Annotated in this window: 26 protein-coding genes; 15 read left to right on the top strand and 11 right to left on the bottom strand. The window is 63.7% G+C overall.

The window, feature by feature from the left end:
* The first annotated feature begins 48 nt into the window (after positions 1 to 48).
* From ACTUWL_RS26885 to ACTUWL_RS26870, 4 genes are read left to right on the top strand one after another with little or no spacing between them, the layout of a single operon-like run.
* Positions 49 to 870 carry an ABC transporter permease gene (locus ACTUWL_RS26885; protein ID WP_021080306.1) on the top strand — a complete coding sequence of 274 codons (822 nt, stop codon included), beginning with the start codon at positions 49 to 51 and terminating at the stop codon, positions 868 to 870.
* Positions 867 to 1,847 (top strand): ABC transporter ATP-binding protein, encoded by a 981-nt coding sequence (locus ACTUWL_RS26880; protein ID WP_106940152.1) that lies wholly within the window; start codon positions 867 to 869, stop codon positions 1,845 to 1,847. The genes ACTUWL_RS26885 and ACTUWL_RS26880 overlap by 4 nt, the downstream gene beginning before the upstream one ends.
* Positions 1,840 to 2,853, top strand: a complete 1,014-nt coding sequence (locus tag ACTUWL_RS26875) for an ABC transporter ATP-binding protein (protein ID WP_021078880.1) — start codon at positions 1,840 to 1,842, stop codon at positions 2,851 to 2,853. Before ACTUWL_RS26880 ends, ACTUWL_RS26875 begins: the two co-directional genes overlap by 8 nt.
* 57 nt (positions 2,854 to 2,910) lie before the next feature.
* Positions 2,911 to 3,948 carry an AI-2E family transporter gene (locus ACTUWL_RS26870; RefSeq protein ID WP_021078881.1) on the top strand — a complete coding sequence of 346 codons (1,038 nt, stop codon included), beginning with the start codon at positions 2,911 to 2,913 and terminating at the stop codon, positions 3,946 to 3,948.
* A 97-nt stretch (positions 3,949 to 4,045) separates the two neighbouring features.
* On the opposite strand, the gene ACTUWL_RS26865 is transcribed toward ACTUWL_RS26870, so the two are convergent.
* From ACTUWL_RS26865 to xoxF5, 7 genes are all read right to left on the bottom strand, one after another.
* Positions 4,046 to 5,767, bottom strand: a complete 1,722-nt coding sequence (locus ACTUWL_RS26865) for a metallophosphoesterase family protein (RefSeq protein ID WP_021078882.1) — start codon at positions 5,765 to 5,767, stop codon at positions 4,046 to 4,048.
* 44 nt (positions 5,768 to 5,811) lie between these two features.
* Positions 5,812 to 6,954: an epoxide hydrolase family protein gene (locus ACTUWL_RS26860; protein WP_021078883.1), complete on the bottom strand. Its 1,143-nt coding sequence runs from the start codon at positions 6,952 to 6,954 to the stop codon at positions 5,812 to 5,814.
* Positions 6,955 to 7,029: 75 nt separating this feature from the next.
* A complete protein-coding gene (locus tag ACTUWL_RS26855) occupies positions 7,030 to 7,983 on the bottom strand; it encodes a hypothetical protein (protein ID WP_021078884.1) in 954 nt (317 codons plus the stop codon).
* Between the two features lie 109 nt (positions 7,984 to 8,092).
* The gene (gene gfa, locus ACTUWL_RS26850; RefSeq protein ID WP_021078885.1) at positions 8,093 to 8,656 is read right to left on the bottom strand and encodes an S-(hydroxymethyl)glutathione synthase; all 564 of its coding nucleotides are present in this window, start codon (positions 8,654 to 8,656) and stop codon (positions 8,093 to 8,095) included.
* 33 nt (positions 8,657 to 8,689) lie between these two features.
* Positions 8,690 to 9,799, bottom strand: coding sequence for an S-(hydroxymethyl)glutathione dehydrogenase/class III alcohol dehydrogenase (locus ACTUWL_RS26845; protein WP_021078886.1), 1,110 nt, complete (start codon positions 9,797 to 9,799; stop codon positions 8,690 to 8,692).
* 50 nt (positions 9,800 to 9,849) lie between these two features.
* Positions 9,850 to 10,332: a c-type cytochrome, methanol metabolism-related gene (locus tag ACTUWL_RS26840; RefSeq protein ID WP_035651332.1), complete on the bottom strand. Its 483-nt coding sequence runs from the start codon at positions 10,330 to 10,332 to the stop codon at positions 9,850 to 9,852.
* Between the two features lie 124 nt (positions 10,333 to 10,456).
* Positions 10,457 to 12,262, bottom strand: coding sequence for a lanthanide-dependent methanol dehydrogenase XoxF5 (xoxF5, locus tag ACTUWL_RS26835; protein ID WP_021078888.1), 1,806 nt, complete (start codon positions 12,260 to 12,262; stop codon positions 10,457 to 10,459).
* A gap of 420 nt (positions 12,263 to 12,682) precedes the next feature.
* Between xoxF5 and ACTUWL_RS26830 the strand changes: the two genes are divergently transcribed.
* Both ACTUWL_RS26830 and ACTUWL_RS26825 read left to right on the top strand, forming a co-directional pair.
* Complete coding sequence (locus ACTUWL_RS26830) at positions 12,683 to 13,657, top strand: helix-turn-helix domain-containing protein (protein ID WP_035651394.1); 975 nt, start codon at positions 12,683 to 12,685, stop codon at positions 13,655 to 13,657.
* A gap of 30 nt (positions 13,658 to 13,687) precedes the next feature.
* Positions 13,688 to 14,101, top strand: a complete 414-nt coding sequence (locus ACTUWL_RS26825) for a YkvA family protein (protein ID WP_021078890.1) — start codon at positions 13,688 to 13,690, stop codon at positions 14,099 to 14,101.
* On the opposite strand, the gene ACTUWL_RS26820 is transcribed toward ACTUWL_RS26825, so the two are convergent.
* Complete coding sequence (locus ACTUWL_RS26820; protein ID WP_021078891.1) at positions 14,082 to 15,455, bottom strand: histidine kinase; 1,374 nt, start codon at positions 15,453 to 15,455, stop codon at positions 14,082 to 14,084. The genes ACTUWL_RS26825 and ACTUWL_RS26820 overlap by 20 nt on opposite strands.
* Positions 15,456 to 15,636: 181 nt before the next feature.
* Here ACTUWL_RS26820 and ACTUWL_RS26815 point away from each other — a divergent pair, with 181 nt between their 5' ends.
* Both ACTUWL_RS26815 and fghA read left to right on the top strand, forming a co-directional pair.
* A complete protein-coding gene (locus tag ACTUWL_RS26815) occupies positions 15,637 to 16,257 on the top strand; it encodes a response regulator transcription factor (RefSeq protein ID WP_021078892.1) in 621 nt (206 codons plus the stop codon).
* Positions 16,258 to 16,287: 30 nt separating this feature from the next.
* On the top strand, positions 16,288 to 17,127 hold the full coding sequence (gene fghA / locus ACTUWL_RS26810; RefSeq protein ID WP_021078893.1) for an S-formylglutathione hydrolase: 840 nt from the start codon (positions 16,288 to 16,290) through the stop codon (positions 17,125 to 17,127).
* 150 nt (positions 17,128 to 17,277) lie between these two features.
* Here fghA and ACTUWL_RS26805 read toward each other — a convergent pair whose 3' ends face one another.
* Entirely contained in the window at positions 17,278 to 17,757 is a 480-nt protein-coding gene (locus tag ACTUWL_RS26805; RefSeq protein ID WP_035651400.1) for a DUF3280 domain-containing protein, read from the bottom strand.
* A 177-nt stretch (positions 17,758 to 17,934) separates the two neighbouring features.
* On the opposite strand from ACTUWL_RS26805, the gene ACTUWL_RS26800 reads away from it, so the two are divergent.
* The 6 genes from ACTUWL_RS26800 (at position 17,935) to ACTUWL_RS26775 (ending at position 22,792) form a co-directional block, all read left to right on the top strand.
* A complete protein-coding gene (locus ACTUWL_RS26800) occupies positions 17,935 to 19,116 on the top strand; it encodes an ABC transporter substrate-binding protein (RefSeq protein WP_021078895.1) in 1,182 nt (393 codons plus the stop codon).
* Between the two features lie 5 nt (positions 19,117 to 19,121).
* Positions 19,122 to 20,099 carry a YVTN family beta-propeller repeat protein gene (locus ACTUWL_RS26795; RefSeq protein ID WP_035651334.1) on the top strand — a complete coding sequence of 326 codons (978 nt, stop codon included), beginning with the start codon at positions 19,122 to 19,124 and terminating at the stop codon, positions 20,097 to 20,099.
* The gene (locus ACTUWL_RS26790; protein WP_021078897.1) at positions 20,096 to 20,911 is read left to right on the top strand and encodes an ABC transporter ATP-binding protein; all 816 of its coding nucleotides are present in this window, start codon (positions 20,096 to 20,098) and stop codon (positions 20,909 to 20,911) included. The genes ACTUWL_RS26795 and ACTUWL_RS26790 overlap by 4 nt, the downstream gene beginning before the upstream one ends.
* Positions 20,908 to 21,756, top strand: a complete 849-nt coding sequence (locus ACTUWL_RS26785) for an ABC transporter permease (RefSeq protein WP_021078898.1) — start codon at positions 20,908 to 20,910, stop codon at positions 21,754 to 21,756. Before ACTUWL_RS26790 ends, ACTUWL_RS26785 begins: the two co-directional genes overlap by 4 nt.
* A gap of 35 nt (positions 21,757 to 21,791) precedes the next feature.
* Positions 21,792 to 22,370: a hypothetical protein gene (locus ACTUWL_RS26780; protein WP_035651336.1), complete on the top strand. Its 579-nt coding sequence runs from the start codon at positions 21,792 to 21,794 to the stop codon at positions 22,368 to 22,370.
* Positions 22,371 to 22,495: 125 nt separating this feature from the next.
* Complete coding sequence (locus tag ACTUWL_RS26775) at positions 22,496 to 22,792, top strand: copper-binding protein (RefSeq protein ID WP_021078900.1); 297 nt, start codon at positions 22,496 to 22,498, stop codon at positions 22,790 to 22,792.
* A gap of 24 nt (positions 22,793 to 22,816) precedes the next feature.
* Here ACTUWL_RS26775 and ACTUWL_RS26770 read toward each other — a convergent pair whose 3' ends face one another.
* Complete coding sequence (locus tag ACTUWL_RS26770; protein WP_021078901.1) at positions 22,817 to 23,371, bottom strand: PQQ-dependent catabolism-associated CXXCW motif protein; 555 nt, start codon at positions 23,369 to 23,371, stop codon at positions 22,817 to 22,819.
* Positions 23,368 to 24,249 carry a substrate-binding domain-containing protein gene (locus tag ACTUWL_RS26765; protein WP_021078902.1) on the bottom strand — a complete coding sequence of 294 codons (882 nt, stop codon included), beginning with the start codon at positions 24,247 to 24,249 and terminating at the stop codon, positions 23,368 to 23,370. The genes ACTUWL_RS26770 and ACTUWL_RS26765 overlap by 4 nt, the downstream gene beginning before the upstream one ends.
* A gap of 203 nt (positions 24,250 to 24,452) precedes the next feature.
* Here ACTUWL_RS26765 and ACTUWL_RS26760 point away from each other — a divergent pair, with 203 nt between their 5' ends.
* Entirely contained in the window at positions 24,453 to 25,343 is an 891-nt protein-coding gene (locus ACTUWL_RS26760) for a quinoprotein relay system zinc metallohydrolase 2 (RefSeq protein WP_373010461.1), read from the top strand.
* Positions 25,344 to 25,368 lie beyond the last annotated feature (25 nt).

Below are 25,368 nucleotides of genomic sequence, written 5' to 3'. Positions count from 1 at the left end.
TGCCCGTGCACGATCGGCCGTGCAGGCCGCCACCGCGGAGCGGCCGCGATGAAGCTTGGAACCAGCGCGATCATCGGCGGGGTGCTGTTCGCGCTGGCGGTCTTCGTCGGCCTGTTCGCGCCCTGGCTGGCACATACCGATCCGGTCATGGGCGCCAATCTCATGAACGCGGAGGAACCGCCGAGCTGGATCTGGTGGTTCGGCACCGATGCGCAGGGGCGGGACATCTATTCCCGCGTCGTGCACGGCGCCCGCATCTCGCTGACGGTCGGCATCGTCTCGCAGCTCGTCAACAGCATCATCGGCGTGACGCTCGGTCTGACCGCAGGCTATTGGGGCGGCTGGTGGGACGATTTCGTCAACGGGCTGACCAATGTCATGCTGGCGATCCCGTCGCTGATCTTCGCACTCGCCATCATGGCGGTGCTCGGACCCGGCCTGACCAGCCTCCTGATCGCGCTCGGCTTGACCAACTGGTCTTTCACCTGCCGGATCGCACGGGCCTCGACACTGTCGCTCAAGAGCCAGGGCTATGTGCAGGCAGCAAGAGTGCTCGGCTATGGAGATTTGCGCATCATGATCACGCAGCTGCTGCCGAACATGGTCGGTCCCATCATCGTCATCGGCACGCTCGGCATGGGTGGCGCCGTGCTGGCCGAAGCCTCGCTCTCGTTCCTCGGCCTCGGCATCCGTCCGCCCTATCCAAGCTGGGGCAGCATGCTGTCGGAGGCCCGCGACCAGATCACCACGGCGCCCTGGCTGTCGGTCTTCCCCGGGCTTGCGATCTTCCTGACGGTGCTCGGCCTCAATTTGCTTGGCGACGGCTTGCGTGACGTGCTCGATCCCCAGTCGCGGAGCCGGCGTGCATGACCACGGCTCCGCTGATCGAAGTCCAGGACCTGCGCATCGATCTCGCTGACGGCGGCAGCCATGTCGCAGCGGTCGAGGGCGTTTCGTTCCGCATCGATCGCGGCGAGACATTCGGCCTGGTCGGCGAGTCCGGCTGCGGCAAGAGCATTACGGCGCTTGCCCTGATCGGCCTGCTGCGCCGGCCGCTCTCGATCGCCGCCGGCGCCATCCGCTTCGAGGGCCGCGAAATCCAGGGACTGTCCGCGGCCGAACAGCGCGCACTGCGCGGCAACCGCATCGCGATGATCTTCCAGGAGCCGATGACCGCGCTCAATCCGGTCTCGCCGGTCGGCCGGCAGATCGCGGAAATGTTCGTGCTGCACAAGGGCAAGAGCTGGCGCGAGGCCAACCAGCTCGCGGTCGAGGCGCTGGCGAATGTCCGCGTCCCCGCGCCGGAGCGGCGGGTGAAGGATTACCCGCACCAGCTTTCCGGCGGCATGCGCCAGCGCGTCATGATCGCCATCGCCCTTGCCTGCGATCCGGATCTTCTGATCGCCGACGAGCCGACCACCGCACTCGACGTGACGGTGCAGGCCGAGATCATCGAGCTGATGCGCAATCTGTGCGCCGAGCGGGGCACCGCGATCCTGATGATCAGCCATGATCTCGGCCTGGTCGCCAATGTCTGCCGCCGCGTCGGCGTGATGTATGCCGGTCGCATTGTCGAGGAACGCCGCTCGGACGACATCTTCCGCGCCGGCGCGCATCCCTACACCCAAGGCCTGGTCGACTCGCTGCCGCGGCTGGGAAGCCGCGCGGCACTTGGCCGGGCGCGGCTCAGGGAAATCGCCGGCGTCGTACCGGCGATCGCGGACTTCCCGGCCGGTTGCCGCTTCAATCCGCGCTGCGCGCTGGCCACCGAGATCTGCCGGACCACCGTGCCCGAGACGACATGGCTGGATGCTGGCGGGCTCGTCAGGTGCCACCATCATGCCTGAACCCACGGCGAATCCCGGCGACGACGTCATCCTCAGCGTTGAGGATCTCGCGGTTCATTTTCCGCTTGGCGGCGGCCTGCTCGGCAGCGGCCGGCGGCTGCTGCGCGCGGTCGACGGCATCGATCTCGAGCTCAAGCGCGGCGAGTGCCTCGGTCTCGTCGGCGAATCCGGCTGCGGCAAGTCCACCGTCGCCCTTTCGCTGCTTGGGCTTCTGACACCGACGCGCGGCCGGATCGTGCTGGACGGCCACGTCGTGACGGAACAGCAATCGGTCGATCGAAAGCGATTGGCCCGTATCGCCCAGATGGTGTTCCAGGATCCCTACGCTTCGCTCAATCCGCGCCAGACGGTTCGCCGTACGCTTGAAGATCCGCTGCGCCTGCACGGCGTGACGGCCCAAAGCGAGATCGACGGGCGCGTTGCCGAGATGCTCAGGCATGTCGGCCTGCGGCCCGAGCAGGCCGGCCGCTACCCGCATGAATTCTCGGGCGGTCAGCGCCAGCGCATCGGCATCGCCCGCGCGCTGATCCTCAATCCGAAGATCGTCATCTGCGACGAACCGGTCTCAGCGCTCGATGTCTCGATCCGTGCCCAGATCATCAACCTGCTGCTGGAGCTGAAGGAAAGCCTCGGCCTGTCCTACATCATGATCAGCCACGACCTCGGCGTGGTCGAGCACATGAGCGACAGGGTCGCGGTGATGTATCTCGGCCGCATCGTGGAGACGGGCGGCTGGCGCGACATCTTCGAACGGCCGGCGCACCCCTATACGCAAACCCTGATCGCTGCGATTCCCGATCCGCTGCGCCGCGCACCGTTGGCGACGGCGAGGGGCGAGCTTCCCAATCCGCTTGATCCGCCGGACGGATGCGCATTCAGTCCGCGCTGTCGTTACGCCGAAACAGCGTGTCATCGCGAACCCGGGCCTTCGCTCGAGACGCGTCCGGACGGGCACGCGGTGCGATGTTGGCGGGCGGACGAGATTGCCGGTCGGCTTCCAAGCTGAATGGCGCGCCCGAGCCTCGATTTGCCTGCGGGACGCGTTTTCCACTAAGGTTGCCGGATGGCGACGGGCGGGTTGAAGATCACGACCGGCATCATTGCCGCGGTACTGGTCACTGCGGCGGTGGCTCAGGCGCGCAGCGTGCTGGCCCCGCTTGCGGCCGCCCTGTTCATCATTGCGATCGTCTGGCCCGTTCAGAAGCGGCTACAGTCGTGGCTGCCGAAACTCCTCGCGCTTGCCATCACCGTCGTCGTTACGACCACTGCCTGCGTCGCGTTTGCCTCGCTCGCGGCGTGGGGATTCAGCCGTGTCGGGCGCTCCCTGATTGCGGATGCGGTGCGATATCAAGCCTTCTACGACGCCGCGGTGATATGGCTGGACGGCCACGGCATCTCGTTCGCAGGCCTTTGGGCGGAGCATTTCAATGTCGGCTGGCTGCTGCGCGTCACGCAATACGTCACCGGCCGTGTCAACACCACGTTGAGTTTCTGGCTCATCGTGCTGGTCTATGTCGTGCTGGGACTCCTCGAGGTCGAAGACGCTGGTCGACGCATCCAGCGACTGGAGAATCGCACAGCCGCGCGCGTCTTGCTCGAGGGCAGCAAGGCTACGGCCGCCAAGTTTCGTAAATATATGCTGGTGCGGACGCAGATGAGCGCGGTCACGGGTCTCCTGGTCGGCCTGTTTGCCGCCGTGACCGGACTGCCATTCGCGTTCGAATGGGGCGTCATCGCCTTTGTCCTCAACTACATTCCTTTCATCGGCCCTTTCATCGCGACACTGTTCCCCACGCTGCTGGCCATGACGCAGTTCGACAGTTGGCCCGCGGTGTTTGGCGTATTCGCCTGTCTCAACGTCATCCAGTTCGTGGTAGGCAGCTATATCGAACCGCGGGTGGCTGGCTCGACGTTGTCGATCTCGCCATTCCTGGTGCTGTTTGCGATCTTCTTCTGGAGCTCGCTTTGGGGCCTGTTCGGGACTTTCATCGGCGTGCCAATCACGCTCGCCATTCTGACCTTCTGCGCCGAGAGTCCGTCGGCTGCATGGATCGCTGATTTGTTCGGCGGAACGCACGAAGACAGGCCGGAAACGTCCTAAAGCATGATCCGGAAAAGTGCGAAGCGGCTTTCCGAAAAGATCATGCTCAAACAAAGAGCTAAAACGCGATGACGATTCAACCAAATATCATCGCGCTTTAGCTTCCGGCAATTTCCACCCGCTCGGGCTCGGCGAGGCGGAGCTTCCGGTCCGGCCCGACCACCATTCTGTGGATATAGAAATAAGTGACGGCGTCATCGGCCGCCCCCATCACCGGCGACGGGGCAGAGACGATCTTCGACGCACCGCATGTACCGATCCAATCGATATGCCGGTGACCGTGCATCACGACCGAGCGATCGGAGAACTTTTGCAACCTGCGTACAAACCAACTGCCGTTGATCAGGGCCGTCCCGATGCGTTCGGCAAACGTCTTGACCGGCATCGGATACTCCATCAGGTGATGATGCAGCGCGATAATCCAGCATGACGTCGGGAGATGACGGATTGCGGCCTCCAATCGCCGTGTTTGGGCTTCCGAAACCAAACCGAGCGCGTTGGTGAAGGAAAAGTGGGTTTCTGCGTTGGAGTTGAGAATGGCGATCCCGAGGCCGCCATCCTGGTCCGGCGGCAGGACCATTGGGAATTGGTCGTCGAACAAGCCGCGGACCGCCATTGCACGTCGCACACCTCCGTGCTGCGCAAATTGCGTTATCCGGTCCTGGTAAGGTTCCAGCGCCTGGTTCAGCGTAGCCGATGGTTTGCCGGAACCGTCGATGACGCGCACGCGATCGCCCTGAACGGCCGCAATCGCCGACAGGGTGCGCATCTGCCGTAGCCGCTTGCCTGGGCTGAACGGCAGGTCGAGGCGCGCGGGATTGGCGCGGTCCACGACGTTAACGTCATGATTGCCCGGCAGCATGATGATGCGTGCTGCAAGCTCAGGATGCCCCGCCAATGCATCGAGAAATTCCGCCCATTCGCCGGTCCGGCCGGCATCCGTCATATCGCCGCTGATCAGCACATGGTCGAGCGGATCGACGGCGTGGATTTCCGCGAGGCGAGCCAGCACGCGATGGAAGCGTCGGTTTCCCCGCGGACCGGCCGTCCCGCTTTCGATGCGGAAGCCGTATCGCTCGCCGACCACGTGAAGGTCAGACAAATGCGCGAGGCGCCAGCAGCGGCCTCCGGGCGGCGTCCCGTCGAAGGCAGCAAGGTCGGCCGGTTGATCCATGCTGGCGTCGGCCACACTCCAGGCCAGTGATGCGACTGCAAGATAGCCGGACACCAGCACCACGGCGTTCGCGAACGTCGGCACTACAAGACGATGGATCAGAACGAGGTCATTGACGGTCGCAGTCCATTGCGAAGCAGGCCAGGCCAGGACCGCGAGCAATGCCGCACCTGCGGAGAGCAGCATGCCGGCGCCGATTGAGCAAATGCGGCGCAGCCTTATGCGAGAAGCAGGAGTTGCGCCGGTTCGCCAGAGCAGTTCCGCCAGATGGCCCAGCGCCTCGCGCGTGAAGGTGTAGCTCGGTTGCACCGCGAGCGCATTCAACGACCAGAAGTTTGTTTCTGCGATTTGAAACAGCGGTCGCCCGCCGAGCCACCCTAACGCCGCGATCACGACCAACGCCAGCACTGCCCCCACTTCGGACAACGCCAGAACGTGTTGCGAAAGGCTCGAGATCCAGGCGGACGCGACCAGCGGCGCAAGGCCGAGCAGCAGGCCGGGAAGCAGAAGGGAAACCGTCCAGGCGAATAGCAGCTTCGCCGGGCTTATCTCAACCAGAAGGCTGCCCACGATCGCGAACAACGAACGTTGTTCGGGACTGGCGGCATTGTCCTCAAAGTCGCCGTCGCGGGGATCAAGCAGCACGCCGACGTCCCTCCGTTGCGCAGCGCATTCTGACACAAACGCAGCTAACGCAGCTTCCCGAAAAACTCCCGCACCTCGCCGACGAACAGCTCGGGCTGCTCGAACGCCGAAAAATGCCCGCCCTTCGGCATCTCGCTCCAGTGCTGGATGTTGGTGAAGTTGGTCTCCATCCATTTGCGGACCGGCGTGACGATCTCCTTGGGAAACACGGCAACCCCGGTCGGCACACTGACCTTGTGCGGGGTTCGCTTGCCCGGCCCAAAGCTTTCCCAATACAGCCGCGCTGACGATGTCGCCGTCTCGGTGACCCAGTACAGCATCACGTTGTCGAGCAGCTCGTCGCGGCTGAGGATGTTTTCCGGATGCCCGTCGCAATCGGTCCAGGCCCAGAACTTCTCCAGGATCCATGCCGCCTGCCCGCTCGGTGAATCCGTCAGGCCATAGCCGAGCGTCTGCGGCCGGGTGGACTGCTGCTTCGAATAGCCGGAATCCCAGTCGGCATAATATTTGATGCCGTTGAGCGCACGTGTCTCCTCCGGCGTCGGCTGCCCCTCGACATTGGGCCGCGTCGACATCGCAAGCGTGATGTGGATGCCGCCGCAATGCGCCGCGTCCTGGCCGCCGATCGCGGTCGTGACCGCCGAGCCCCAATCGCCCCCTTGCGCGAAATAGCTGGTGTAGCCGAGCCGCTGCATCAGGACGGCCCAGGCGCTGGCGATCCGGTCGACGCCCCAGCCTGTCTCAGTAGGCTTGGCCGAGAAGCCGAAGCCCGGCAATGATGGGCACACCACATGGAACGCATCCGCGGCACTGCCGCCATGCGCCGTTGGATCGGTCAGCGGTTCGATCACCTTGTGAAATTCGACCACCGATCCCGGCCAACCATGCGTGATGATCAGGGGCCGCGCCTCCGGATGCTTCGAGCGAACATGGATGAAATGGATGTCGAGCCCGTCGATCTCGGTGGTGAACTGGCTGAACCGATTGAGCCGCGCCTCGCGCTGCCGCCAATCATAGGTCTCGGCCCAATACTGGCAGACGTCCTTGATCCATTGCAGCGGCGCGCCCTGGCTCCAATCGTCGACCAGTTCGGCTTCCGGCCAGCGGGTCCGGCGTAGCCGGGTGCGCAGGTCCTCAAGGACATCGTCGCTGACGGCGATACGAAACGGGCTGATGGCGGTATTCATGGCGTCTCCCCGGCGTGCAGAGCTGTCCGGGAAAGATAGGATCAGAACATCAGCCGATCAAACTACCGGCTGACGCTATTTGCCGATCGCCGTCTCCAGAAGCGACTGGGCCTGTTTGGTGGCCGCGGCGAAGGCCGGCTGCTGTGGCGCCTGCTGGACGAAGCACCGCTTGAATGCGTCCTCGCCTTGCTGATGCAGGTCGCCGAGCTTGTCATAGGCTGCCTTGCTGATCTGCTTGCGCTCGAGCTTCTCGGCCGCCGCATCGGCCTTCCTGTTATAGTCGGTGCGGATCGCGGTGCAGGCCGGCACCTGCACGGTGGGCTCGATCTCGCCATAGGCGATGTAGACCTTGCCGTCGGCGAGCGCTGCGACGAAAACCTCGTCGGCGGCCTCGGGCGTCGAGTCCTGGGTGCGGCCGGCCAGAAAACCGTAGGTAACCGTGGCCGACGCCGGCTTGGCGACCGGCAGTTCGTTGAAGTTGATCACGGCCGCATCGGTCGAGATCGCCTGGGTATAGAGGCCCTCGAACTTCAGCGCCGGTTCGATCTGCTGCGGCACGTTCTTGCTGCCCTTGTCCCACCAGGTCTTGTGCTCGTGCAGCCAGCGGGTGAACAGGGATTCTGACGTGACGATGATATGGGCTTTCGGCTCGACGAAGCTGCCGTCGGCGCGCTTCTCGCCGATCTTGGCGCCGTCCCTGCCGGTATCGGCGTCGAAGCGCAGGCCGTCCAGCATGCCGAACCCCATGTCGCCCCTATATAGAGTGTCGAGATTGAGCTGGGCGGGCGCAAAGCCCGGCCGGGCGGGCTGGGACAGGATCGCGACCAGCTGCCCCTTGAGCTCGTCGCGCGCGGCCGCCTCGGCCTTGTCGACGGTCTCGTTGATCTTGTTGTCGTTCGACAGCTTGGCGAATTTGGCGATCGCGGCGTCACGCGTCGCGATGTAGCGATCTTCCGGCGACGCGGCACTGGCCGGCGACAGGGTCAGGATCGGGAAGAGGACGAGGGCAAGGCGGCAAATAAAATGCATGCCCTGTGGTCGCCCGCAGGGCATGCAAGGTTCAAGGTCACGGGTACTACCAGCATATCCGCCGCCGGCAGGCCCTCTGCCGGCGCCGAATCTCGTCAGGCCGCCCCTATCAGGCGGCTTTGGATTTCGCGACGTGGGTGGCGATCGCGTCCATCAACGCCGGCGACAGGCAGTCATAGGGCTCGAGCCCAAGCTCCTTCAGGCGCGACCGGATCCCGGCCATATCGGCCGGCTTGACGCCGGACTCGATCACCGACGACACGAAGGCGGCAAATCCCGGTGCCGCCGAGCCTTGCTCCTGGAACAGCTCGGGATGGATGAAGTCGAGGCCATAGAACGGATGGCCCTTGTTCTCGATCCGGCCGTACATGTGGGTGCCGCATCCGGTGCATGCATGGCGCTGGATCACCGCGGCGGCATCCACGATCTTCAGCTTGTCGCCGTTCTCCAGCACGGTGACGTTCTCGCGCGGCACGACTGCGACCACCGAGAAGGTGGCGCCCGAAGGCTTCCAGCACTTGGTGCAGCCGCAGGCATGGTTGTGGGCGACATCGCCCTTGATCCCGACCTTGACCTTCTTGTCCGCGCATTTGCAGACGAGCGTGCCGCCGGCAAAACTGCCTGAGCCTTGTTTGACGCCATTGTCGACCGACGGGTGGATATGAACAGTCATTGGTCTATCCTCCTAGTGCTTGGTGTTTTGATTTCAGAATACGACGACCGAACGGATCGACTTGCCCTCGTGCATCAGGTCGAAGCCCTTGTTGATCTCGTCGAGCTTGAGCACATGGGTGATCATCGGATCGATCTGGATCTTTCCGTTCATGTACCAGTCGACGATCTTCGGCACGTCGGTGCGACCGCGCGCGCCGCCGAACGCGGTGCCCTTCCAGACCCGCCCGGTGACGAGCTGGAACGGCCGGGTCGCGATCTCCTTGCCGGATTCCGCAACGCCGATCACGACCGAGACGCCCCAGCCGCGATGGCAGGCTTCCAGCGCCTGGCGCATCACATTGGTGTTGCCGGTGCAGTCGAAGGTGTAGTCGGCGCCGCCGTCGGTCAGGCCGACCAGATGCTGGACGATGTCACCCTGCATCTTGGTCGGGTTGACGAAATGCGTCATGCCGAACTGGCGGCCCCAGGCATCCTTCGCGTCATTGATGTCGACACCGATGATCTTGTCGGCGCCGACCATCTTGGCGCCCTGGATCACGTTGAGGCCGATGCCGCCGAGACCGAACACGACGACGTTGGAGCCCGGCGTCACCTTGGCGGTGTTGACCACCGCGCCAACGCCGGTGGTGACGCCGCAGCCGATGTAGCAGCTCTTGTCGAACGGCGCGTCCTCGCGAATCTTGGCCACCGCGATCTCGGGCAGTACGGTGAAGTTCGAGAAGGTCGAGCAGCCCATGTAGTGGAAGACCGTCTTGCCCTTGTAGCTGAAGCGCGAGGTGCCGTCGGGCATCACGCCCTTGCCCTGGGTGGCGCGGATCGCGGTGCAGAGATTGGTCTTCTGGCTCAGGCAGCTTTTGCACTGGCGGCATTCCGGCGTGTAGAGCGGGATCACGTGATCGCCCGGCTTGACCGACGTCACACCGGCGCCGACTTCGCGGACGATGCCGGCACCTTCATGCCCGAGGATCGAGGGGAAGATGCCTTCGCTGTCGAAGCCGTCGAGCGTATAGGCATCGGTGTGACAGATGCCCGTCGCCTTGATCTCGACCAGGACCTCGCCGGCCTTCGGGCCTTCCAGGTCGAGCTCGACGATCTCAAGCGGCTTCTTGGCTTCGAATGCGACTGCGGCGCGGGTCTTCATCTTGGTCTCCACAAAACATCAAACAGGTTTGTCATTCGCGCCGGTCACGCTCACTTCTTGTCGTTGTGGCCCATGCAGGCGTCTTCCGCCTTGCCGTAGGCTTCCGATTTGTCTTCGTGCTTGGCCGGCCGTACGCGCCCAACCGCATCATTGGAACGAGCGCGCAGGTACACATAGAGGTCGTCCATGTAGCAAGCAACGTTCGGATTGTCGCCGAACGCGGGCATGACGTTCTCCTGCGACGTCGAGACGTTCTTGCGTCCGCTCGCGACCACGCCGAGAAAATCGGCATAGTTCATGCTCTTCAGCGAGTCCTTCAGCGCAGGCGCGTACGTCGAACCCATGCCATCCGGCCCGTGGCAAACGTGGCATTCCGAATGGTAGCGCCGATATCCGGAGTAGGTGTACCAATCCACGGTCCCGTCAGCCTCAATCTTGTAGGTCGGGTTGCCGTCTTTATCGAGATACTTGCCGTCCTCGGATTTGACCGCTGTCGGGTCGCCGGGAGCTTCGGCAAAGGCAACTCCTCCCATTGCCACGACCAAGATCGCAGCAGTCACAAACCAGATCTTACGCAAAAGCATATCCTCGCGTGCGGATTGACAACGGACCGGCGCATGGAGATCGCCCCATGCGCCGGAACGAGGGTTGCTCAGCTCACTGCTGCGGCAGCGAGAACACGGTGAGCGTTCCGCCGAGCGCGGTGTAGTTGCTCAGCGCCGCATAGCCGCCGACTGCACCGAGACCGGCCGTCGGATCGGTCAGACCGGCCGCGAGGCCGATGCCTGCCCAACCGCCAACACCCGACAGAACGGCGACGTACTGCTTGCCGTTGTTCTCATAGGTGGTGACGTTGCCGATGATGCCGGACGGGGTCTTAAACTTGTAGAGCTCCTTGCCCGTCTTGGCGTCGACTGCCTTCAGATAGCCTTCCAGCGTGCCGTAGAACACAACGCCGCCGCCGGTCGCGAGCGCACCGGACCAGACCGAGAACTGCTCCTTGTTCGACCAGACGATCTTGCCGGTCTTGCCGTCCCAGGCGATGAAGTTGCCCATGTTGGTCTCACCGGGAGGCGGATACATCGACAGCGTCGCGCCGACATAGGGCTGACCTGCGGTGTAGCTCACCTTGAACGGCTCGTAGTCCATGCAGACGTGGTTGGTCGGCACGTAGAACAGTTGCGTGTCCGGCGAGTAGGCTGCCGGCTGCTCGTCCTTCGAACCCAGCGCCGCCGGGCAGATGCCCTTGACGTTGTGGTCCTCGCCGGCCTTGTCGGTCGACGCTGCGTCGAGAACCTTCGGACGACCATAGGTCGGCGAGCTCTTGTTCATGTCGACGCCGGAGGTCCAGTTCACCTTCGGATCATACTTGTCGGCGACCAGCAGTTCGCCGGTGGCGCGATCGAGCGTATAACCGAGGCCGTTACGATCGAAGTGCGTCAGCAGCTTGCGCGCCTTGCCGTCGATCGACTGATCCGAGAGGATCATCTCATTGACGCCGTCATAGTCCCATTCGTCGTGGGGCGTCATCTGATAGACCCACTTGGCAACGCCGGTATCCGGGTTGCGCGCCCAGATCGTCATCGACCACTTGTTGTCGCCGGGACGCTGCTTCGGATTCCAGGTCGAGGGGTTGCCCGATCCGTAGTAGACGAGGTTAAGTTCGGGATCGTACGAGATCCAGCCCCAGGTCGCGCCGCCGCCGATCTTCCACTGATCGCCTTGCCACGTCTTCAGGCTCGAGTCCTTGCCGACCGGCTTGCCGAGTTCCGTGGTCTTGTCGTCGACCAGGATCTGGTCATCCGGACCTTCCGAGAATCCGCGCCAGACCAGCTTGCCGGTCTTGATGTCGTAGGCGCTCATGTGGGCCTGAACGCCGAACTCGCCGCCGGAGATGCCGATCAGCACCTTGTCCTTGATCACCATCGGTGCCGAGGTGCCGGTCGAACCCTTGCTGGGATCGCCGTTCTTCACCGACCATTCGACCTTGCCGGTCTTGGCATCGAGCGCGACCAGTGTGGTGTCGGCCTGGTGCAGGAAGATCTTGCCGTCACCATAGGCGACGCCGCGATTGACCGTGTCGCAGCACATCACCGGAATGACGTTCGGATCCTGCTTCGGCTCGTATTTCCAGACGATCTGGTTGTCCTTCGAAAGGTCAATAGCGTAGACCTTGTTGGGGAACGGGGTATGCACGTACATCATGTTGCCGATGATCAGCGGGCCGCCTTCGTGGCCGCGCAGCACGCCGGTCGAAAACGTCCAGGCGACCTGCAACTTTCCGACGTTCGAGGCGTTGATCTGATTCAGCTTCGAGTAACGCTGATTGGTGTAGTCGCCGGTCGGCATCACCCAGTCCTTCGGGTTCTGCGACATCTTGTGGAGTTCGTCATTGGCGCTGGCAGCACCGACGGCAAACACCGCCATTGCCCCAAGACCGGTCGCGTAAAGCATCTTGCGCATCGTGGATTTCCTCCCAGGTTCAAGAGCTCAAGGGTTTCCGCCGAAACGGCCCCACTTCTTCCATTTTGGTTCCCCAGTCGTAGTCCGATCGAGCCCTGCTGACTTGCCCAATAGAGAAGAGCCGTTTGCTCAAAAGCGAAGCTGCGACAGATTTTTGCAGGCCCGCCCCGAATTGGCAGGACAGGTTGCTTCATGTTGCAGGGCATCAATGCGGGCCGCTGCAATTCGAGCGCCAGATCGACGCGTGCTAAGGTTGCGCTTGACGAGTCCAGAACTAAGTCGGAGGATCGCCCGGCCGTAACCGGGAAGAAATCCCGCCGCCTCCCTAAACTATTCAGAATCAGGGAGAAGGCGCATCATCCGGGCCAGACTCAAACGCGGTTGGCGGTCACGTTGGGGATCGAATCGGTGGCTGGAAAGATGTCCGATACAGTCCATTCACTCAGCACGAACGGATTGACGCCCAAGCGGCAGATCCAGCGCTGGTCGGATGCGCTCACTGACCTCTGCGGTCAGTTCGACGTCGACGCGCTCGAGGGGTCCTCGCTCGAGGGCCGGATCAATTTCACGACGGTCTCGCGCTTGAAGCTGTGCCAGATCGAGGCAAGCCAGCACCGGATCGCGCATACCATCTCGCGCATCAAGCTGAGCGAGCATCCCTACATCAAGATCGTCTTCCAGACCCACGGCGTGTCGCATTTCGAGCAGGACGGCTTGCACTTCGACATCATGCCGGGCGACTGCTTCGCCTACGACGTGTCCTGTCCGCATACCATCATCAGCCCGTCCCTGACGCGCCATGAGGTCGTCATCGTTCCAAAGGACCTGCTCAAGGAGCGCGGCTTCCAGCTCTCCAAGATGGCGCCGTGCAAGCTCTCGGCGCGCAACGGCACCGGCCGCATCGCCTATGATTTCGTCCATGCCGCGTTCGGCGAGGCGCCGACGCTGACCCCGGTGAATGCGGTCGGCGTCGCCGATGCGCTGATCGACCTGCTGCTGTTGCCGCTGCGCGAGACCGGCGCCATGTTCGACCGCGGCAGTGCCGAGGCCACCTATGTGCGGGCCCAGGGCTTCATCCGCGAGCATCTGCGCGATCCAGATCTGTGCATCGACCGCATTTCCGCGGCGCTCGGCTGCTCCAAACGGTATCTGCACATGCTGTTCAGCGATCGCGGCATGACGGTCAGCGATTACATCTGGAAGGCCCGGTTGCAGAACTGCCGTCAGGAGCTGGAATCCCAGAACGGCAAGACCATCACCGACGTCGCATTCTCCTGGGGCTTTTCGAGTTCCTCGCATTTCAGCCGCGTGTTCCGAAAGTATTTCGGCATCGCGCCCTCCTCGGTCCACAAGGGTCTGCACGGCGGCCTGCCGGCGGATGTGGTGCTGGAATAGTGCTGCTGCCCGGCGTGCAGGCGTCACGCCATGCTGTCCGCCCTCAAACTCTCCTCGATCAAAGCTTTCTCCTCAATCAAGGCTTGGGCGCGCAACCTCAAACGCGACAGCGTTGCGCTCTATTTCGCATCGCGTGACCCGCGCGTACCGTGGTACGCAAAGGCCCTCGCGATCGCCATCGCAGCCTATGCGCTCTCGCCGATCGACCTAATTCCGGATTTCATCCCGATCATCGGCTATCTCGACGATCTGATCCTGCTGCCGTTTGGCATCTGGCTTGCCATCTCGCTCATTCCAGATGACGTGATGGCGGAATGCCGCGCCAATGCCAGCGCGGTATTGCAGCGCCCGACCAGTCGGGCGGGAATGATCGCAATCATCGTGCTCTGGATCGCCGGCGCATTGGCACTGGCGTGGGCCGCTTTCAAATACTGGCCGCGGTAGCAGCCTTCGGCACCAGCGCTTCGACCGTCACGCCATCATCGGTGGAGTTGATCTTGAGCGAGCCGCCGAGCGCGAGGATCCGTTCCTGCATGCCGGTCAAACCGCGCCCAAGCCTGTGATCCCTTAGCAGCCCGCGGCCATTGTCGCGAACCCGCACCAGCGCGCAGCCGCGGCTGCCGCGCAGGCCGGTCTGCCGCTCCGCGGGCTCGATCGTGATATCGACCGCCGTCGCGCCGGCGTGACGGAACACGTTGGTGAGGGCTTCCTGAACGATGCGATAGATCGTCAGATCGGCCATCTCGCCGGTATCACCGAGATCAGGCGAAATTCGGCTGTCGATCTCCACCTCCGGGTGCGTCTCGCTCCACAACCGCACCAGCGCGCCAAGCGCTTCCGCAAGCCCGAGCTCGGCCAACCCTACCGGCCGCAATCGCTCCAGGATGCGGCGGGTAAACTGCTGGAGCGCATTGACCTGCTCGAGGATGGCGTTGCCGTGCTTGCGCAATGCCGCAGGGTCAGCCTTGTCCACCTCCGACAGTCGGGTCAGCGCGCCGGCATGTGCGCGCAGCGCAAACAGATAGGGCCCGAACTCATCGTGCAGCTCGCGCGCGATCTCCTTGCGCTCGGAATCCTGCAGCGAGACGGCACGTTCGGCGAGCTGCCGTTTGCTGTCCACGGCCTCGCCGAGCGTCGCCGCCAAATGGTTCAGTTTGGCACATATCGCCGCCAATTCAGGCGAGCCGCCGGGCTCGACCCGCGCGTCGTAATCCCCGGCCTCGATGCCGATCATGGCCTGCGACAATGCCTCCAACGGCGCCAATGCACGGCCGACAACAAGCATGGTGACCAAGAAAAGCGCGAGCGCGATCGCGGAGCCGACTTCGAGCTGGGTGACGATGCCGTCCCAGATCTCGGCGATTTCGTCGTCGGGATGCGAGGTGATGACAAGCGATTGCGGCTTGCCGTGGACCGAGATCGGCACCCGCACCGAGGTCTGCTCGGGATGAACCAGCGCGACGAACCACTCCGGCGGAGCGCGCGGATCGGTGGGCTCCTCAGCTCGCTCGGGAGACTTTGCGGTCGCGTCATCCTGCCGCGTGATGCTGACGTGACGCAGCCGGCTCAGGTCCTGCACGATCCGGTCGAGCCGCGCATCCGGATCCGGCGCCTCGTCGAGACCAGCCACGATGGTCGTAACAAACTCGCGCGCCAGCCTGATAACACTTTGGTCTTCTGCCTGTACGCGAGGTCCCGCCTCCAGCACCAGGCGCGCGATATTGATGCTCAATCCAAGCGCCAATATCAGCGCCAACAGCAGGTTGATCCGTGCGCGCAAGGATAGCTTTTGCCACATGACGTTGCCCCCGACCGCGATCCCTCCTCCGAGAGGATCGTTGACAGCCAAATTTGCCCGGCTATCTAATCGCACCCTATCGCAATCCCGTGCGAGGTGCACAACCGGTCGGAACCGAGGTGTTCTTCGTGCAAGCCGACGTGACGACACGTGAATCGAAGCAGGTCGCCGGAACAACGCCATGCGCATTCTGATCGTTGATGATCATCCCATCGTTGCCTCCGGCTGTCGCACCGTGTTCGCCGACGATCCCGAGATCATCCTGCTCGAAGCATCGGATGCCGAGAGCGGCGAGCGCGCGTTCGTCGCGGAGAAGCCTGATCTCTGCGTGATCGACATCAACCTGCCCACCGTCTCCGGCTTCGAGCTGGCCCGGCGCATCCTGACCCGTGATGCCTCCGCGCGCCTCATCATGTTCAGCATGAACGACGACCCGGTGTTCGCCGCCCGTGCCATCGACATCGGCGCCAAGGGCTACGTCTCGAAGACCGGCGACCCCAATGATCTGGTCGAGGCGGTGCGCGAGGTCGGCAATGGCGGCGTCTATCTGCCGCCGGCGATCGCCCGCAATGTCGCCTTTGCCCGGCCGGGCTTTGCGCAAAATCCGCTCTCCAAACTCACGTCGCGCGAGATGGAGATCCTGCGCCTGCTCAGTTCCGGCAAGAGCCTGTCGGAGATCGCCTGGCTGGTGCATTCGTCATACAAGACGGTCGCGAACACGTCATCGATCATGCGCCAGAAGCTTGGCGTGCGCACCTCGGCCGAGCTGGTGCGCCTCGCGATCGAGAGCGGTGTCGGCTGACGCCGCGCGCCAACACAGAGGAATACGACGATGCAGACGGTTTCCCAGAACAAGTCGCATGGCGGCACGCAGGGCGTCTACCGGCATCCGAGCCGCGAGACCAGGACCGACATGACCTTCTCGGTGTTCATCCCGGAGCATGCAGCCGGCGCCAAATTGCCTGTCGTCACCTACCTGTCGGGCCTGACCTGCACGCACGCAAACGTCACCGAGAAGGGTGAATTCCGCGAGGCCTGCGCGGAGCTCGGCCTGATCTTCGTTGCGCCCGATACCAGCCCGCGCGGCGAAGGCGTCCCCGGCGATCCCGCCAACGCATATGATTTCGGCCTCGGCGCCGGCTTCTATGTCGATGCGACCGAGCAGCCGTTTGCGACCAATTACCGGATGTGGAGCTACGTCACCGAGGAATTGCCGAAGCTGATCGCCGAGCAATTCCCGGTCGATACGACCCGACAATCGATCCTCGGTCATTCCATGGGCGGCCACGGCGCGCTGACGGTGGCGCTGCGCCATCCCAACCGCTATCGCGCGGCCAGCGCATTCGCGCCGATCGTGGCGCCGTCGCAGGTGCCGTGGGGCAACAAGGCGCTCGGCGGCTATCTCAGCGGCAACAAGCAGGCGTGGCGCAAGCATGATGCGGTCGCGCTGATCGAAGACGGCGCCCGCTTCTCCGATCTGCTGGTCGATTACGGCGACGCCGACGGCTTCCTCACCGAACAGCTACGGCCCGAGCTCCTGAAAGCTGCCTGCGAGAAGGCCGACATTCCCCTCACCTTGCGGCGTCAGCCGGGCTACGACCACAGCTACTACTTCATCTCGACCTTCATGGCCGATCATCTGCGCTGGCACGCCGCGCGGCTGAAAGCGTGATCCTTCCCGCGCCAAAGCGGCGTGATACAAAAATGTCGAAAACAACCCCATGCAAAGGGGCCGGTTCCGGTGTTCGACCAGACGACTTGACACGTCGGGCAACTCAGGGGTATATTTCTAATATTCAGAAATCATCCAAGCATCCGTCGCTCATCGTGCCTGCGGGGCGCCGTAGTTCGGCGCGAGCAGACGGTTGCGCACGAGATAGGCGGTGGCGCGCGACCAGGATTCGTCGGTGTTGCCGCGCATGTCGGCACTCGCCGCGGCCACCAACTGCCCGGTATGCACGTCCCGCAGGTACAGATTGATGTTGAGGATGAGGTTGGAGACCTTCTGTACCACGCCGGTCATCGCGAGGTCGGCCCCGAGCTCGCCGGCCAGCTTCACGTCGCATCCGCCGCAGGCCTGAAGATTGCTGCCGTGCGCCGCAGCATTGACGGGCGCGATATCGAGCACGCGGAACTTGCCGGAGTCCGCGAGCTCCTTGCGCACCTGGTCGCCGGCCCGGAGCAGCCGCGCCTGCTCGTCGGTGCGCGGCCCGTTCATCTCTCCCTGCAGGCTGGTGTCGATCAACTCGAGATCGAACACCGCGAGCTTGGGCGGTTCGGCTCGCACCGCCCCCGCCGACATCGCCAGCAACGATACGACCAACGCGAACGCTGTTCTCATGATTGTGAACCAATCGAAATTTGGTACCTGGCAACGACAAAAAGCGGGGTTGCAAGCCAGGCCAATTCGGTCATCTTGCACGTCAACGCATGGTGCGACAATGCCATGCCCGAATGAACAAGGACTGCGGGAGGAGTTATGTTCCGATGGTTGATCGGCACGATCGCGCTCAGCATGATGGCGACCGGAGCGCTGGCGGCTGATCCCGTCGAGATCCATATCGGCTATCTCGGCCATGCCGGCGTCAAATCGACGCTCTCGCTGGTCGAGCAACCGGCCGACAATGACGGCATCGCCGGCGCGCGGCTTGCGATCGAGGACAACAATACGACCGGCAAATTCCTCAACCAGCGCTTCACGCTCGACGAGGTCAAGGTCAAGGACAGCGACGATGTCGCCAGGGTCGCAACCGATCTCGCCGGCCGCAACGACTACATCATCACCGACCTGCCCGCCGACGCACTGCTCAAGGTCGCCGATGCGCTGCGCGATCGCGGCACCGTGCTGCTGAATGCCGGTGCGATCGACGACCGGCTGCGCGAGCAGGACTGCCGCGCCAACATTATCCATGTCGCGCCGACCCGCTCGATGCTGGCGGACGCGCTCGGCCAATACCTGGTGTGGAAGCAGTGGAAGCGCTGGCTGCTGGTGGCAGGCTCGCACGACCAGGACAAGCTCTACGCCGATGCGCTGCGCCGCGCCGCCATCCGTTTCGGCGCCAAGATCGTCCAGGAGCGAACCTTCGAGGACACCGGCGGCGCGCGCCGCACCGACTCCGGCGTAACGCTGATCCAGCGCCAGATGCCGGTATTCACGCAGCAGGCACCGGCCTACGACGTGCTCGTCGCTGCCGACGAGAGCGAGGTGTTCGCGAACTATCTGCCCTACCGGACCTGGGACCCGCGACCCGTGGCGGGCTCGGCGGGGCTGGTGCCGACCAGCTGGGACGCGGCACATGACCAGTGGGGTGCGGTCCAGATCCAGAACCGCTTCGTCAAGCTGAACATGCGCCGCATGACGGCGCTCGATATGCAGGCCTGGACCGCCGCGCGCATGATCGGGGAAGCCACGTCCCGCACCAATTCGGGGGATTCCAAGAAGGTCATCGCTTTCCTCAAGAGCAAGGATTTCTCGATCGCCGCCTTCAAGGGCACGCGACTGACCTTGCGCGACTGGAATCTGCAGCTGCGCCAGCCGATCCTGCTGGCCGACGGTCGTATGGTCGTTTCGGTCTCGCCGCAGGAAGGTTTCCTGCATCAGGTCTCCGAACTCGACACCCTCGGAGTTGACCGGCCTGAAACGAAGTGCAAGCTGCAGTGAGGGAGATGAAACGCATGTGGCGCCGCCGTCTGTTGACCGGGATGCTCGTTTGGCTTGCCGCGACACCGGCGTCCGCTTTTGTTGCCTATGTCTCGAATGAGAAAGGCAACACGGTTACCGTGATCGACACCACTAGCTGGACGGTGACAAAGACCATCAAGGTCGGCCAGCGGCCGCGCGGCATCGAGTTCTCGCGCGACGGCAAGTTCGTGATGGTCGCGGTCGGCGACGACGACACCATCCAGGTGATCGACACCAAGACCCAGGAGATCGTCGACACCCTGCCCTCCGGCCCCGACCCCGAATTGTTCACCCAGGATGCCGCCGGCAAGACCATGTATGTCGCCAACGAGAACGACAACACGGTCACCGTGATCGATCTCGAGAAGCGCGCCCGGCTTGGCGACATCCAGGTCGGTGTCGAGCCCGAGGGCATGACCATCAGCCCCGACGGCAAGATCCTGATCAACACGTCTGAGACCACCAACATGGCGCATTTCATCGACACCACGACGCGCCAGATCGTCGCCAATGTGCTGGTCGATTCGCGGCCGCGCTTTGCCCAGTTCAAGCGCGACGGCTCCGAATTGTGGATCTCCTCCGAGATCGGCGGCACGGTGTCGATCATCGATCCGGTCAAGCGCGAGGTAACCGGCAAGATCACCTTCGAGATTCCCGGCCTGCGTAACGAGGCGATCCAGCCGGTCGGCATCGGCATGACCAAGGACGGCAAGACCGCGTTCGTCGCCCTCGGCCCCGCCAACCGCGTCGCGGTGGTCGATGGTGCGACCCACAAGGTGCTCAAATATCTCCTTGTCGGCCAGCGGGTCTGGCACATGGATTTCACCCCGGACGAGAAATATCTGATGGTCACCAACGGCGTTTCGAACGACGTCTCGGTGATCGACGTCGCGGCCCAGAAGGTGATCAAGACCATTCAGGTCGGTGAGCTTCCGTGGGGGATCACGATCGCGCAGCCATGACCGCAACCGACACCCATATCGCGAGCCAGCCTTCGCCGGATGCAGGCACCGTAGCGGCGGTGCAGCCGGCGCTGTCGATCGGCAATGTCAGTCACAGCTACGGTCCGCGCCGCGCGCTGATCGATGTCAATTTCACGGTTCGGCCCGCGAGCTTCACCGCGCTGCTCGGCCTCAACGGCGCGGGCAAGAGCACGCTGTTCTCGCTGGTGACGCGGCTGTTCGGCATCCAGAACGGCCAGATCAAGATCTTCGGTCACGACATCAGCCGGACGCCCGGTGAAGCGTTGCGGCTGATGGGCGTGGTGTTCCAGCCGCGCACGCTCGATCTCGACCTTTCGCTGACGCAGAACCTGCTCTATCACGCCGCGCTGCACGGCATCTCGCGGCGCGAGGCGCGGCAGCGCAGCGCCGAGGTGCTCGGCCGTATCGGCCTTGCCGACCGCGCCGGCAGCAAGGTGCGTGACCTCTCGGGCGGCCAGATGCGGCGGCTCGAGATCGCCCGCGCATTGCTGCACCGTCCGCGGCTGCTGCTGCTCGACGAAGCCACCGTCGGGCTCGACGTCAAGGCGCGCGCCGACATTCTCGACCATGTCCGCCAGCTGGTCACCGAGCAGGGCATCGGCGTGCTCTGGGCAACCCATCTGTTCGACGAGATCATGCCGGGCGACGACCTCGTGGTACTGCACCAGGGCCGGATGCTGGCGCACGGCCCGATGTCGCGCGTCATCGCGGATGCCGGCGCCCAGGACGTCAACACCGCGTTCATGCGCCTGACCGGAACGGCAACCCTCACCGGAAAACCGCCAACATGAGCAGCACGACGGCTACGCCCGAGCGACGCGGCTTCTCGGTGTCGGAATACATCGTCTGCCTGAACGGCATCGTGTGGCGCGAGGCGCTGCGCTTCCTGCATCAGCGCGAGCGCTTCGTCTCGGCACTGGTCAGGCCGCTGGTCTGGCTGTTCATCTTCGCGGCCGGCTTCCGCCAGGTGCTCGGCATCTCGATCATCCCGCCCTACGAGACCTACATCCTCTACGAGGTCTATATCGCGCCCGGCCTGATGGCGATGATCCAGCTGTTCAACGGCATGCAATCCTCGCTGTCGATGGTCTATGACCGCGAGATGGGCAACATGCGCACGCTGCTGGTCAGCCCACTGCCGCGCGGCTATCTGTTGTTCTGCAAGCTGCTCGCCGGCACCGCGGTGTCGCTGCTGCAGGTCTACGCCTTCCTGCTGATCGCGTGGTTCTGGGATATCACGCCGCCGACCATCGGCTACCTCACCGTGCTGCCGGCGCTGGTGCTGTCGGGACTGATGCTCGGCGCGCTGGGGATGCTGATCTCGGCCAGCATCAAGCAGCTGGAGAATTTCGCCGGGGTGATGAACTTTGTCATCTTCCCGATGTTCTTCGCATCGTCGGCCCTCTACCCGCTCTGGCGCGTGCAGGAAGGCAGCCCGATGCTGTACTATGTCTGCCAGTGCAATCCTTTCACGCACGCCGTGGAGCTGATCCGGTTTGCGCTCTACGGCAAGATGAACTGGGTTTCGCTCGCGGTGGTCGGCGGCTGCACGGTGGTATTCATGATCGGCGCGATCCTGGCTTACGATCCGTCGCGCGGCCTGGTGCGCCGCGGACCCGGCGGAGGCGAGGCGTGACAGGCTGGCGAACAGGACGTGGCGCACTGCTCGCAATGGTGCTGTCGAGCCAGGTCGCAACGGCCGCGGATCCGCGTTACCCGGACTGGCCCTGCCAACAGGCCAAGGTGCCGGAGATATCGCTCGCCGCGGTGTGGGCCGGACCGCCGCTCGGGGATGCCGAGACCAAGTGGAGGGACGACCCGAAGGTCAGCGCACTCGCGACCAAGCTCGCGGCGCGCCGTATTCCGCTCGAGGATGCGCAGAAGCAGATCGCCGAGTTCCTGCAGTCCGCCGCAGCCGACAAGGCCAATGCGGGAAAATTGCTGTTCGCGGGCCTGTTCGATACGCTCAATGGGCAGCGGGCCTCGGTGATGAATGGACTCGAACGCGTGATGCGCAAGCAGCGCGAGGCCGCGGAGAAGATTCGCGACGATACGATCAAGCTGCAGGCATTGCAGGACGCCACGCCGCCGGATCAGGCCAAAGTCGACGAGCTCGGCAACCAATTGGTCTGGGAGACGCGCATCTTCGAGGACCGCGGGCGGGTGGTGAAATTCGTCTGCGAGGTGCCGACCACCATCGATCAACGGCTGTTTGCGCTCAGCCGCACCATCCAGCAGGAACTGGATTGAGGCCTCCGCCCGATCGCCCCGGCAATCATTGACCTGTTCCCAGCCGCTTCTTGACCGCGCCGGTCCGGAACCAACCGCGCTACCCGTTCGTTGTCTCCAACTATATCTGAAGTTGGGAGACCTCGATGAGAGCAGCCAAGATCGTCATGACCAGCCTCGCCGCCGCGAGCCTGATCACCTCAGCGGCTTTCGCCCAGCAACCGTTGACTGGAATTGTCACCAAGATTGACCGATTGAATGGAACCATCTCGCTCCAGCAGACGCAAAGCGGAACGGTGGGCGCGGCCGGCGGCGCGATGCTGGAATACAAGGTATCCAAGGGTCAGTCCCTGGAGGACTTCCACGCCGGCGACAAGGTAACGTTCACCACCTCAGACAGCGATGGCGGCAAGACCATCAACAAGCTCGACAAGCAGAAATAACCGGCACGACGCGTGAGGACGGGCTCAATGCTCGCCCTCGCGCGGCTCGGGCTCCGATTCCGCCAGCGGCAATTTGGCGCGTCCCCAGCCGTCGGTTCCTTCCGGATACCACGCCACGTTGCGGTAGCCGTAGGACAGCACGCGCTTGGCCGCGTTCCACGACATCCAGCAATTCTCCTGGCAGTAGATCACGAGCAATTTGGCCTTGTCGTCGCCGGAGGCGCGGGCCAGGCCGCGTTGCAGATAGCCCTCGGTCGATGCGGCGAGCTTGCCGTAGCCGGTGTCGGGCAGCCAGATGCTGCCGGGAATGTTGAGATGCGGCCGCTCGCGCCACACCGTGCCGGCGGGCAGGGTTGGCTTCGGCGCGCGTGGCAGCACGTCGACGAAGGCACCGGACTTGTCGCGCCAGATCGCTGCCGCGTCATCCGTCGTGAGCACGCGTGCGCCGGCGAGCGTGGCCGGCACCGGTGCGCGGTAGTCCTCGGTGCGATACCCTTCGGGCTCCGCAGGCTGGTCCTGCGCGCGGACAGGCGAAGCGGCGACCACCAGCACCGCCAGGATGGCCGCGAACCTGATCATGGCGACTTGGTTGCGCTCTCCGGCCCGATCGGACGGTCGTTCTCGTCGAGCAGCGGAACGCCGAAGTCGAGCAGGATCTTGTTGATCGCGGGCTGGTTCTCCTGGATCAGGCGATTGAGCTGCCGCTTCCAGTTCTGATCGGACCCGCGCACACCCATGCCGATGCGATACACCAGCTTCGGGCCCGTGGTCTCCTTGACCAGCGGCGTGACATGCAGCGGCGGGTTCGCCTTCTTGGCATAATAGCCCGCCATCGGCCCCCACAGGATGCCGGCATCGATCTCGCCCTTGTCGAGATCGTTCATCATCGCCTCAGCCGACGAATCGTAGCGCGTGTCGATCATCAGCGGATATGGCTTCGCATTGCCCATCAGCCCGTTGATGGCCATGTTGGTCGCGGGCGGCGTTCCGGCGACGATGCCGATATGCTTGCCCTTCAGCCGCTCATCCTCGAGCGTCGTGACCTCATCCAATCCGCTGCCCGGCTTGGCGACGATCGCGTAAGCCGTGCGGTAATATGGGTTGGTGCCTTGTGCGAGATCATCGCCTTGCGGGAATCCCATGATCACGTCGCAGCGATGCGAGCCGAGGGTGACCCGCACGAAGCCGGTCGCCTGCGGGAAATACATGTAGTCGAGCTTCTTCTGCAGCTTCTCAGCGAACAGCTCGCCGATCTTGTTCTCAAAGCCTTCGCCCTTGTCGTTCGAGAACGGCAGGTTGCGCGGATCGGCACAGATGCGGAGCACCTTGGGATCGACCAGCTCGATGGAGAGCTCGCCCTGCTCATTGACCTGTGCACGCGCGATGTCGCGGCCGGCGAGACAGGCGATGAAACCGACAAGCGCGAACAGGACAGGACGGCATCCGACAACTCTCATGACGCGGTCTCCTCTCGAGCGGACAGGTCACCGTGGTCAAGCAATTGCCCGGCGCGCCATGACGTGCAACAGGGATAATGATTGCGACGGCGCCGCGTTGCTTGTTGCAGCGCAAACGGACGTGAGACGACATCGTTCGCGCGTCCCGGAGAAACTGAGGCGGAAACATGGCTCATGGCGGTTCGGTGCTTGCGCTGCTCCTGATGCTTTGGGCGCCGACCATAGCGCGGGCGCAAGAGGCGGAATTGCCTGTGAGCGAAGTCGCCCCCGGAATATTCGTTCACACCGGCGTCACTGCATTGATGACGCGCGAGAACGAGGGCGCCATCGCCAATGTGGGGTTCGTGATCGGCGATAGCGCCGTCGCCGTCATCGACACCGGCGGCAGCGTCCGCGAAGGGCGGCAATTGCTCGCCGCGGTGCGCAGCCATAGCGACAAGCCGATCCGCTACGTGATCAACACCCACGCGCATCCGGACCACAGCTTCGGCAACGCGGCGTTCGTGGCTGACGGGACCAGCTTTGTCGGCCACAAGGCCCTGCCCCGCGCGCTGGCGGCGCGCGGGCAGTTCTATCTCGACGGGTTTCGGCGCACCATGGGCGATGCCTTGATCGACGAGGTGCGGATCATTCCACCGACCGTGCTGGTCGAGGACACGCTCAAGCTCGACCTCGGCGGACGGAGCCTCACCCTGAAGGCCTGGCCGCCCGCCCACAGCGACAACGACCTCACCGTATTCGACGAACGCAGCGGCACCCTGCTCGCCGGCGACATGGTGTTTCTCGAGCATATTCCCGTGGTCGACGGCAGCCTCAAGGGCTGGCTGCGCGCGCTCGACCAGCTCGCCGCAATTCCCGCCGAGCGCGTGGTTCCCGGTCACGGGCCCGTGAGCGCGTGGCCTGCGGCGCTCGCCGATGAGCGGCGTTATCTCGAGACGCTGGCCGCGGACATTCGTGCACTGGTCAAAAGCGGCAAGCCGATCACGGCTGCGGCGGAGCACGCCGCGGCAGCCGAGCGTCCGCGCTGGCAATTGTTCGACGATTACAACGCCCGCAACGCAACTGCAGCATTCTCGGAAATTGAATGGGAGTAGCTGTTGGTCCTATAATGAGCTGGAT

The sequence above is a fragment of the Bradyrhizobium sp. WCU1 genome (assembly GCF_053474805.1).
Note: the sequence above shows the minus strand (reverse complement) of the source record. Positions and strands in the feature narration are given on the sequence as shown.

Bases quoted from the DNA above. Each gene is read 5' to 3' on its own strand.
- ACTUWL_RS26885 (WP_021080306.1), top strand. From the start codon at position 49: ATGAAGCTTGGAACCAGCGCGATCATCGGCGGGGTGCTGTTCGCGCTG.
- ACTUWL_RS26880 (WP_106940152.1), top strand. From the start codon at position 867: ATGACCACGGCTCCGCTGATCGAAGTCCAGGACCTGCGCATCGATCTC.
- ACTUWL_RS26875 (WP_021078880.1), top strand. From the start codon at position 1,840: ATGCCTGAACCCACGGCGAATCCCGGCGACGACGTCATCCTCAGCGTT.
- ACTUWL_RS26870 (WP_021078881.1), top strand. From the start codon at position 2,911: ATGGCGACGGGCGGGTTGAAGATCACGACCGGCATCATTGCCGCGGTA.
- ACTUWL_RS26860 (WP_021078883.1), bottom strand. From the start codon at position 6,954: ATGAATACCGCCATCAGCCCGTTTCGTATCGCCGTCAGCGACGATGTC.
- ACTUWL_RS26855 (WP_021078884.1), bottom strand. From the start codon at position 7,983: ATGCATTTTATTTGCCGCCTTGCCCTCGTCCTCTTCCCGATCCTGACC.
- gfa (WP_021078885.1), bottom strand. From the start codon at position 8,656: ATGACTGTTCATATCCACCCGTCGGTCGACAATGGCGTCAAACAAGGC.
- ACTUWL_RS26845 (WP_021078886.1), bottom strand. From the start codon at position 9,799: ATGAAGACCCGCGCCGCAGTCGCATTCGAAGCCAAGAAGCCGCTTGAG.
- ACTUWL_RS26840 (WP_035651332.1), bottom strand. From the start codon at position 10,332: ATGGGAGGAGTTGCCTTTGCCGAAGCTCCCGGCGACCCGACAGCGGTC.
- xoxF5 (WP_021078888.1), bottom strand. From the start codon at position 12,262: ATGCGCAAGATGCTTTACGCGACCGGTCTTGGGGCAATGGCGGTGTTT.
- ACTUWL_RS26830 (WP_035651394.1), top strand. From the start codon at position 12,683: ATGTCCGATACAGTCCATTCACTCAGCACGAACGGATTGACGCCCAAG.
- ACTUWL_RS26825 (WP_021078890.1), top strand. From the start codon at position 13,688: ATGCTGTCCGCCCTCAAACTCTCCTCGATCAAAGCTTTCTCCTCAATC.
- ACTUWL_RS26820 (WP_021078891.1), bottom strand. From the start codon at position 15,455: ATGTGGCAAAAGCTATCCTTGCGCGCACGGATCAACCTGCTGTTGGCG.
- ACTUWL_RS26815 (WP_021078892.1), top strand. From the start codon at position 15,637: ATGCGCATTCTGATCGTTGATGATCATCCCATCGTTGCCTCCGGCTGT.
- fghA (WP_021078893.1), top strand. From the start codon at position 16,288: ATGCAGACGGTTTCCCAGAACAAGTCGCATGGCGGCACGCAGGGCGTC.
- ACTUWL_RS26805 (WP_035651400.1), bottom strand. From the start codon at position 17,757: ATGTCGGCGGGGGCGGTGCGAGCCGAACCGCCCAAGCTCGCGGTGTTC.
- ACTUWL_RS26800 (WP_021078895.1), top strand. From the start codon at position 17,935: ATGTTCCGATGGTTGATCGGCACGATCGCGCTCAGCATGATGGCGACC.
- ACTUWL_RS26795 (WP_035651334.1), top strand. From the start codon at position 19,122: ATGAAACGCATGTGGCGCCGCCGTCTGTTGACCGGGATGCTCGTTTGG.
- ACTUWL_RS26790 (WP_021078897.1), top strand. From the start codon at position 20,096: ATGACCGCAACCGACACCCATATCGCGAGCCAGCCTTCGCCGGATGCA.
- ACTUWL_RS26785 (WP_021078898.1), top strand. From the start codon at position 20,908: ATGAGCAGCACGACGGCTACGCCCGAGCGACGCGGCTTCTCGGTGTCG.
- ACTUWL_RS26780 (WP_035651336.1), top strand. From the start codon at position 21,792: ATGGTGCTGTCGAGCCAGGTCGCAACGGCCGCGGATCCGCGTTACCCG.
- ACTUWL_RS26775 (WP_021078900.1), top strand. From the start codon at position 22,496: ATGAGAGCAGCCAAGATCGTCATGACCAGCCTCGCCGCCGCGAGCCTG.
- ACTUWL_RS26770 (WP_021078901.1), bottom strand. From the start codon at position 23,371: ATGATCAGGTTCGCGGCCATCCTGGCGGTGCTGGTGGTCGCCGCTTCG.
- ACTUWL_RS26765 (WP_021078902.1), bottom strand. From the start codon at position 24,249: ATGAGAGTTGTCGGATGCCGTCCTGTCCTGTTCGCGCTTGTCGGTTTC.
- ACTUWL_RS26760 (WP_373010461.1), top strand. From the start codon at position 24,453: ATGCTTTGGGCGCCGACCATAGCGCGGGCGCAAGAGGCGGAATTGCCT.